This window comes from Neorhizobium sp. BETTINA12A (assembly GCF_023006485.1).
GTDB lineage: Bacteria > Pseudomonadota > Alphaproteobacteria > Rhizobiales > Rhizobiaceae > Neorhizobium.
In genome coordinates, this window is sequence record NZ_JALBGW010000180.1 from 1 (window position 1) to 9,046 (window position 9,046).

Genomic DNA, 9,046 nt, shown 5'->3' on the forward strand with positions numbered 1-9,046 from the left:
GCTCCGGTCATGCAGGCCGCCCCGGCTCCGAGGCCGGCTGTCGACCCGATCGCCGAAACGATCCGCATGGCGGAAGCCGAGATGGAACGGGAACTGGCGATCGCAGAACCGCAGCACCAGTATGCGGCTCCGGTACCCCAGCAGGTCGCTCCGCAGCCGCTCATGCAGCAGCAGGAAGAGTTCCGTCCGCAGAGCCGCATCTTCGGTGCTGCTCCGGTCGAAGCACCGGCTCCGGTCATGAGCCGGCCGGCTCCTGCACCGCAACCGGCCCCGGTTCACCAGCACGTACAGCCGCAGCCTGCTCCGATGATGGGCCAGCCCGCTCCTCGCCCGGCACAGCCGGTCTATCGCGAGCCGATGGCACCTTCGATGTCGCAGGTGGTGCAGCCGGTTCGCATGCCGAAGGTCGAGGATTTTCCGCCGGTCGTGAAGGCCGAGATGGATCACCGCGCCCAGCCGGTGAGCCATGTGCAGGAAGAACGCGGCCCGATGGGTCTTCTGAAGCGGATCACCAACTCGCTTGGTCGCCGCGAAGAGGAAGAGCCTGCTCACGCCGAGCCGGCCGCACCGGCTCCGGCCCCGCAGCAGCGTCGTCCGCTGTCGGCGGAAGCAAGTCTTTATGCACCGCGCCGCGGCAATCTCGACGATCATGGACGTGCGGTTCCGCAGGCCCATCACGAGGAAGACCAGCTCGAGATTCCGGCCTTCCTGCGCCGTCAATCGAACTGAGTTAAAGACAGTCACGAAACGTGAAGAAGGCCCGGATCACGCATCCGGGCCTTCAGGCGTTTTATCAATCAGGACGCAGAGTTAACAACGTAACAATCCGAAATGAACAGTGATTTGGATTGTGCCAAACGGCTGCGTATGAAAGACGCTAAGGGACGCCAAAAGAGATCGACCGATTCAGGCGATCGGTCCGGCTGGCGCTAAAGAATATCGGATCCTTCTGCTTTACGGATCCGGCGACAAGAAGGCAGCAGGAATGACTATCGGACTGTTCGGTTTCCAGACCACCATCGCCTCCCCGGTAACACTGAAGGGGATTGGCGTTCATTCCGGAGCCCCCGTCAGCCTCACTTTTCAGCCTGCCGAAGCCGGCACCGGCGTGATCTTCACGCGTCTTCTGGACGATGGCAGCTCGGTCGAATATCGCGCCGTTTCCTCGCAGGTCGGTAATACCGATCTCTGCACCGTTCTCGGCACTTCGCTTTCCCGCGCCGTCGCGACGATCGAACACGTGATGGCCGCGCTCTACGCGCTCGGTGTCGACAATATCATGGTCGAAGTCGATAGCGGCGAGATGCCGATCATGGACGGCAGCTCCTATCCTTTCATCGAAGCCATCGAACAGGTCGGCATCGTCAATCTTGGCATCAAGCGCCGTTATATCCGGGTCCTGAAGCCGGTCCGCATCGACTCCGGCGCTTGCTGGTCGGAATTCCGGCCCTATGACGGCACACGCTTCGAGGTGGAGATCGACTTCTCTTCGCCGCTGATCGGCCGCCAGAGCTGGAAAGGCGACCTGACCGCCGAGACCTTCAAGCAGGAACTCTCCCGCGCCCGCACCTTCGGTTTCATGCGCGACGTGGAGCGTCTCTGGGCTGCCGGCTACGCACTCGGTTCCTCGCTGGAAAATTCGGTCGTCATCTCCGACGACGACACGATCGTCAATGTCGAGGGTCTTCGCTACAAGGACGAATTCGTCCGCCACAAGACGCTCGATGCCGTCGGCGATCTGGCGCTTGCCGGCGCCCAGTTCATCGGCTGCTACCGGTCCTACCGCGGCGGCCACAAGATGAATGCCAACGCATTGAAGGCGCTGATGAGCGATCCGACGGCTTATGAGGTCGTCGAGGCTCCGTCGTCGCGTGCGGCCCGAGTACGGGCACGGGAGTTCGTACCGGTCAATGTGCCGGAACTGACATCCTGGTTCGCCTGAGTAAATTGATCCAGTCGACTCGGCCGCTTCTCCGGAAGCGGCCTTTTTCTTTTGGGAGACATGTTTCGATTTAACCTTGAAATGCCGTATTGCGGCGACGTGCCACAAAAATGCATTAATGCCGCAGCATTGCGTTGCTCTCCCTTTGCTTTTATGGCTAGAACGGCCTGCTTAGGCGGCGGGCTTATCAGGCGCGGGACGATCAGGAATTGTCGAATGAACCATGTAAGGTCTGTTGGAATGCGTAAGACGGCAAGAGTAGCGCTTGTGTCGCTGGTGCTGGCCGGCGCCGGCTTTGGCGTGACCGCCTGCCAGTCGGATCCCGATATCGACATCACCAAGCTCGGTCTCGAAACGGATGCGCCGGAGACGCTCTACAACCAGGGCCTCGCCAACATGAAGGCTGGCAACCTTGCCGAAGCAGGCCGCAAGTTCGATTCGATCGACCGCCAGAATCCCTTCACGGAATGGGGCCGCAAGGCGCTCGTCATGAGCACGTTCACCAAGTACCGGCTCGGCCGCAACGACGAGGCGGTGGCCACCGGCAACCGCTACATGAGCCAGTATCCGCAATCGCAGGATTCGGCCTATGTCCAGTATCTCGTCGGCCTTGCTTACTCCAAGCAGATCGCCGACGTGACCCAGGACCAGCGCGCAGCCGTGCGCACCATCGATGCGATGAACAAGGTCGTAACCAATTATCCGAGCTCGGAATATGTCGAGGATGCGCAGGCGAAGATCCGCTTTGCGCGCGACCAGCTCGCCGGCAAGGAAATGCAGATCGGCCGCTACTATCTGGAGCGCAAGGAATATCTTGCCGCGATCCAGCGTTTCCGCAACGTGGTCGAGCAGTATCCCAACACCAACCAGGTGGAAGAGGCGCTGGCGCGTCTGACTGAAGCCTATTATGCGATGGGCATTACGGAAGAGGCGCAGACCGCGGCCGCTGTTCTCGGGCGCAATTATCCCGACAGCCAGTGGTATGCGGATTCCTTCAAGCTGCTGAAGGGCAACGGCGTCGAACCGCGCGAAAATCGCGGTTCGTGGATTTCCCGCGCCGGGGCCAAGCTGATCGGCGCTTAAGGTCTGAGACATGCTGATCCAGTTGTCGATCCGCGATATCGTTCTGATCGAGCGGCTGGATCTTGCCTTCGAGACCGGCCTTTCGGTGCTGACCGGCGAAACCGGCGCCGGCAAATCGATTTTGCTCGACAGTCTTTCACTGGCGCTCGGCGGCCGTGGTGACGGCGGCCTGGTGCGCCATGGCGAGGACAAGGGCCAGGTGACGGCCGTCTTCGACGTATCCGGCAGCCACGGTGCCCGAAAACTCCTGCGCGACAACGGCATCGACGACGACGGCGATCTGATCTTCCGCCGCATCCAGTCGGCCGATGGGCGCACACGCGCCTCGATCAACGACCAGCCGGTCAGCGTGCAGCTGATGCGCCAGGCTGGCCAGCTTCTGGTCGAGATCCACGGACAGCACGACGACCGGGCGCTGATCGACACCGACGCGCACCGCACGCTGCTCGACGCCTTCACGGGCTTAAGCGACGAGGTGCTGCAGCTTTCCGCCCTTTATCGCTCCTGGAAGGACGCGGATCGGGCCTTCAAGACCCATCGCGCCAAGGTCGAGGCTGCGGCCCGCGAAGCCGATTATATCCGTGCCTCGGTGGAAGAGCTGGAAGCGCTGTCGCCGCGTGATGGTGAAGAGGACGAGCTTGCCGAACAGCGTTCGCGAATGCAGAAGTCCGAACGCATCGCCGGCGACATTTCCGAAGCCTCCGAATTCCTCAATGGCAACGCATCGCCCGTGCCGCTGATCGCCTCGCTGGTGCGGCGCCTGGAGCGCAAGAGCCACGAGGCGCCAGGCCTGCTCGAAGAAACCGTCGAACTTCTCGATCAGGCGCTCAACTACCTCTCCAATGCCCAGATGGAAGTGGAGGCGGCGCTGAGGCGCACCGAATTCGACCCGCGCGAACTGGAGCGGGTCGAGGAGCGACTGTTTGGGCTCCGGGCCGCCGGCCGCAAATATTCAATCCCGGTCGCCGACCTGCCGGCGCTTGCCGAAAAGATGATATCGGACCTTGCCGATCTCGATGCCGGCGAGGAGAAGCTCGCCGAGCTGGAAAAGCTGACTGCCGCTGCCAAGGCCGCCTACGATCAGGCCGCCGCGATCCTGTCCGAGAAGCGCCGGCATGGCGCCGAGGCGCTGGCCGAAGCCGTGATGGCGGAGCTGCCGGCGCTGAAGCTAGAACGGGCCCGCTTCATGGTCGATGTGGCGAGCGATCCGGAAGCGGCGAGCGCCGAAGGCATCGATACGGTCGAGTTCCACGTCCAGACCAATCCCGGCACGCGTCCCGGCCCGATCATGAAGGTCGCTTCGGGCGGCGAGCTGTCGCGTTTCCTTCTGGCGCTCAAGGTGGCGCTCGCCGACCGCGGTTCTGCGCCCACGCTGGTCTTCGACGAAATCGATACCGGGGTCGGCGGTGCCGTTGCCGATGCGATCGGCCAGCGGCTGAAGCGGCTGTCGGACAAGGTGCAGGTGCTGTCCGTCACCCATGCGCCGCAGGTGGCCGCCCGTGCCGCAACGCATCTGCTGATTTCCAAGGGACCGGCCGGCGAGGGCACCGACAAGATCGCCACCCGCGTCGCCACCATGGAGCCGGAACACCGCACCGAGGAGATCGCCCGCATGCTCGCCGGCGCATCGGTGACCGACGAGGCGAGGGCGGCGGCCAAGCGACTGCTGGCGGGCAACGGCTAGGCTCATCCACCGAGACCTTCCATCCACCCTTCCCATCGGAAAAATTTGCGCTACAAAACGACTCCTCGCTACCCGAGGAGTAGACCCGCATGTCCGCCGAACAGACGCCCGTCGAAAACCTGACCGAAGAACAGGCCGCAGCCGAACTGGCCTATCTGGCGGCGGAGATTGCCCGCAATGACGAGCTTTATCACGGCCATGACGCGCCGCAGATTTCGGATGCGGATTACGACGCGCTGAAACGGCGCAACGATTCGATCGAGAAGCGGTTCCCTCAGCTTATCCGCGCCGACAGCCCGTCGATCCGGGTCGGTGCGGCACCCTTGCCGACATTTGCGGCGATCACCCATTCGCGGCCGATGCTGTCGCTCGACAACACCTTTTCGGACGACGACGTGCGCGACTTCGTCTCTTCCGTCTACCGTTTCCTCGGCCAGCTTCCGGACGGTTCGATCGCGTTTACCGCCGAGCCTAAGATCGACGGGCTTTCCATGTCGATCCGCTACGAGAACGGCCGGCTGGTGAATGCTGCGACCCGCGGCGACGGTACGACCGGTGAAAACGTCACCGAGAACATCAAGACCATCAAGGAAATCCTCAATCGTTTGCCCGCGGGCGTGCCCGATGTCGTCGAAGTGCGTGGCGAAGTCTATATGACGAAAAGCGACTTTCTGGCGCTCAACGAGAAGATGGCGGCGGAAGGCAAGCAGACCTATGTCAACCCGCGCAACACAGCGGCCGGGTCGCTGCGCCAGCTCGACGCCAAGGTGACTGCCAGCCGCAACCTGAAATTCTTCGCCTATGCCTGGGGAGAAATGTCGGAAATGCCGGCCGATACCCAGATGGGCATGGTGGAGAAATTCAGGGAATGGGGGTTTCCGGTCAACCCGCTGATGAAGCGCCTGCACGCGGTCGAGGATATCATCGCTCATTACAAGGATATCGGCCTCAAGCGCCCGGATCTCGACTACGAGATCGATGGTGTCGTCTACAAGGTGGACAGGCTCGACCTGCAGGCCCGGCTCGGTTTTCGCTCGCGTTCGCCGCGCTGGGCCACGGCGCATAAATTCCCGGCGGAACAGGCCTTTACTCATGTGGAGCGGATCGACATCCAGGTCGGCCGCACCGGAGCGCTGACGCCGGTCGCGCGCCTGACGCCGGTCACCGTCGGCGGCGTGGTCGTCACCAATGCGACGCTCCACAACGAAGACTATATCAAGGGGCTCGGCAATTCCGGCGAACCGATCCGCGAGCCGGATCACGATATCCGCGTCGGCGACACCGTCATCGTCCAGCGAGCAGGGGATGTCATCCCGCAGGTGCTCGACGTGGTGATGGAGAAGCGTCCTCCGGAAGCCGTGCCCTACGAATTCCCGAAGAAATGCCCCGTCTGCGACAGTCATGCGGTGCGCGAGCGTAACGAAAAGACCGGCAAGCTCGATTCGGTCACCCGCTGCACCGGCGGTTTCGTTTGCCGTGCGCAGGCGACAGAGCACCTCAAACATTTCGTGTCGCGCAACGCCTTCGATATCGAAGGCCTCGGCTCCAAGCAGATCGATTTCTTCTTCGAGGCGGAAGACGACGCGCTGAAGATCCGCACTGCGCCCGACATCTTCACGCTGAAGCGGCGGCAGGAGGCCTCGACGCTTACCAAACTCGAAAATATCGAGGGCTTCGGAAAAGTCAGCGTCAAGAAACTGTTCGATGCGATCGACGAGCGGCGCGAGATCGCGCTTCACCGCTTCATCTACGCGCTCGGCATCCGGCACGTAGGCGAGACCACCGCCAAGCTGCTTGCGCGCGCCTACGGCACCTACGAGGCGTTTGCGAAGGCCATGGACGATGCGGCCGAGCTTTCCGGCGACGCCTGGGACGATTTGAACAATATCGAGGGCATCGGCGAGGTGATGGCGCGCGCCATCGTCGAGTTCTTCAAGGAGCCGCGCAATGTCGAGGTCATTACCCGGCTTCGCGAAGAGGTGACGCCGCAGGCCGCCGAACAGCCGGTCGCCTCCAACAGCCCGATCGCCGGCAAGACGGTGGTCTTCACCGGCTCGCTCGAAAAATTCACCCGCGACGAGGCCAAGGCGAGGGCGGAAAGCCTTGGCGCCAAGGTGGCCGGGTCGGTCTCCAAGAAGACCGACTATGTGGTCGCGGGTCCGGGCGCCGGCTCTAAGCTCGACAAGGCGAGGGAACTCGGCGTCCAGGTGATGGACGAGGACGAATGGCTCGCCTTTATTGCGTGACGTCAGGTCCGGAAACGTGCCATCGAGTAGGCGTCGGCGAATTCGCCGTCGCGGAAGGCGAACTGTCTTAGATGCCCTTCCTTGACGAAGCCGTTCTGCTCGTAAAGGCGGATGGCTTTTTCGTTGTCGGTGTAGACCGTAAGCTCCATGCGCTTCAGGTTCAGCCAGCGGTCGGCGATGGCCAGGGCTTCACCGATCAGCGCGCGTGCTATGCCGCGGCCCTGATAGGCATCGTGGACGCCCATGCCGATGCTGCCGACGTGGGCCCGGCGGTTGAGATAGCGGTTGAGGCCGACATCGCCGACGATCCGGCCGTCCATGACGGCGACAAGCCCAATGTTGTTGGCCGGAGGGCTCTCGATGTGTCTGCGGATTTCCTCAATGGTGTGGTGCGGCGTGCGCAGTGTGCCAAAACGATAACCGGGCATGTTGTGCAGTGCGAGGATGCCGGGCGCGTCGGCCGGCGTGCGTGCGCGGATCGACAGGCCTTCGGGCCATCGCGCCTCGGGGTCCAGCGGTGGTGAGATATCGAACTCTGTCATGCTTGCTCTCCTTGGTCTTCGCCGAGGCAGAGCGGAAACACCGAACCCTGCCATCGGCAGGGTTGGTGGACGGATGACCGATTAACGCGCCAATGCCGCCACGCACCCTGCGGGGTGAATGGTCACGGTAAGATGCATGTGGGCGGCGAAACGGTTCATGGCGCGCAAGGTCTCAAACAAGCGCCGACGCGTCAAGAGGGGTGAAAGCGCTGGCTGTCTTTGCCGAATCGAATTCCCACCTGTAGAAGTTTTTCCACGCTCATCCGGAACCAGCCCTTGAAAACCATCGCCATCGATTTCGAAACCGCCAACGAGCAACGCGGCAGCGCCTGCTCCGTCGGGCTTGCCTGGCTGGAGGGCGACGAGGTGGTGCGGGTGGAGGAACGGCTGATCCGCCCGAAGGACATGCGGTTTTCCTCCTTCAACGTCGCGATCCACGGCATCCGTGCGGAACATGTCGAGGATGCCGGCGAGTTTCCCGAGGTGATGGACGAGTTCGCCGACGATTTTCGCGGTGCGACGATGATTGCCCACAATGCCGCCTTCGATTTCAGCGTCTGGCGGGCCTGCCTCGATGTCTATCGGCAGAGCTATCCGGACCTTTCCTATCTCTGCAGCGTGAAGATGTCGCAGAAGGTCTGGCCGCATCTCGGTTCTCACAAGCTCAACGTCCTTGCCCAGCATCTCGGCCTTCGGTTCGCGCATCACAATGCGGCCGAAGACGCGGCCGTCTGCGCGCGGGCGACGATCGCGATCGCCAAATCGCTTGCCGTGCCGCATGTCCGCGACATTCCGGCTGCGATCGGCATGAAGGTCGGGCGGCTATTTTCCGGCGGCTATGCACCCTGCACCTGCCGGCTGAAATAGGGACTTTTTTGGCGCTGCTTGTTTCCGCCCCGGCAATCCTTATCTCAGATCACGGATCGTTTACCGGAGCCGTGTCCCCCATGAAACAACCCATCAATCGAATTGCCTGCCTTGCGTCCGCCGTCGCTCTGTCGTTCGGGACGCTTGCCGCCCCCGTTTCCGCCCAGGTGGTCGGCGAAGTCGGCGTCGACTGGACCGGCAACGACATCATCGTCGAGGCGGTCGCCGATCCGCAGATAAAGGGCGTAACCTGCCACGTCACCTATTTCGAACGCGGCATCATAGACCGGCTTAAGAATGGCAACTGGTTCGAAGACCCGTCCAACAATTCGATTGCCTGCCGCCAGACCGGTCCGATCGAGATCGGAGAGATCGACCTCGGCAAGGGCGGCGAGGAAGTGTTCCGGCAGGGCCGTTCCCTGATCTGGAAGAACCTGCTCGTCAAGCGTATCTACGACAAGGCGAACGACACGCTGATCTATCTCGCTCACTCGCGGCAGGTGGTGGACGGTTCCGCCAAGATGGCGATCTCGACCGTGCCGCTCTATAACCAGAACGTCGCCTGGAAGAACGGCAAGCCAAAACCGTAATCTTTTCAGGCCCGGGCTCCGGCTCAGCCGAGGGCTGCCGCGGCCGCCCGGCCGGCATTGCGGCCGGTAAACAGGCAGCCGCCGAGAAAGGT

Annotated in this window: 7 protein-coding genes and 1 pseudogene; 7 read left to right on the forward strand and 1 reads right to left on the reverse strand. The window is 62.4% G+C overall.

Annotated features, from left to right (window positions below):
- The 5 genes and pseudogenes from MOV61_RS25835 to ligA form a co-directional block, all read left to right on the forward strand.
- Window positions 1–729 (forward strand): annotated as a pseudogene (locus tag MOV61_RS25835) (cell division protein FtsZ); the annotation flags it as partial.
- 256 nt (window positions 730–985) lie between these two features.
- Complete coding sequence (gene lpxC / locus MOV61_RS25840) at window positions 986–1,942, forward strand: UDP-3-O-acyl-N-acetylglucosamine deacetylase (protein WP_038587576.1); 957 nt, start codon at window positions 986–988, stop codon at window positions 1,940–1,942.
- Window positions 1,943–2,182: 240 nt separating this feature from the next.
- Window positions 2,183–3,025, forward strand: coding sequence for an outer membrane protein assembly factor BamD (locus tag MOV61_RS25845; RefSeq protein ID WP_408962433.1), 843 nt, complete (start codon window positions 2,183–2,185; stop codon window positions 3,023–3,025).
- Between the two features lie 10 nt (window positions 3,026–3,035).
- The gene (gene recN, locus MOV61_RS25850) at window positions 3,036–4,709 is read left to right on the forward strand and encodes a DNA repair protein RecN (protein ID WP_247138628.1); all 1,674 of its coding nucleotides are present in this window, start codon (window positions 3,036–3,038) and stop codon (window positions 4,707–4,709) included.
- Window positions 4,710–4,798: 89 nt separating this feature from the next.
- Window positions 4,799–6,955: an NAD-dependent DNA ligase LigA gene (gene ligA, locus MOV61_RS25855; protein WP_247138629.1), complete on the forward strand. Its 2,157-nt coding sequence runs from the start codon at window positions 4,799–4,801 to the stop codon at window positions 6,953–6,955.
- 2 nt (window positions 6,956–6,957) lie between these two features.
- Here ligA and MOV61_RS25860 read toward each other — a convergent pair whose 3' ends face one another.
- Window positions 6,958–7,497 (reverse strand): GNAT family N-acetyltransferase, encoded by a 540-nt coding sequence (locus MOV61_RS25860; protein ID WP_247138630.1) that lies wholly within the window; start codon window positions 7,495–7,497, stop codon window positions 6,958–6,960.
- A gap of 276 nt (window positions 7,498–7,773) precedes the next feature.
- On the opposite strand from MOV61_RS25860, the gene MOV61_RS25865 reads away from it, so the two are divergent.
- Complete coding sequence (locus MOV61_RS25865) at window positions 7,774–8,364, forward strand: 3'-5' exonuclease (protein ID WP_038543510.1); 591 nt, start codon at window positions 7,774–7,776, stop codon at window positions 8,362–8,364.
- Window positions 8,365–8,444: 80 nt separating this feature from the next.
- Window positions 8,445–8,954, forward strand: a complete 510-nt coding sequence (locus tag MOV61_RS25870; RefSeq protein ID WP_258718998.1) for a CreA family protein — start codon at window positions 8,445–8,447, stop codon at window positions 8,952–8,954.
- The last annotated feature ends 92 nt before the right edge of the window (window positions 8,955–9,046 follow it).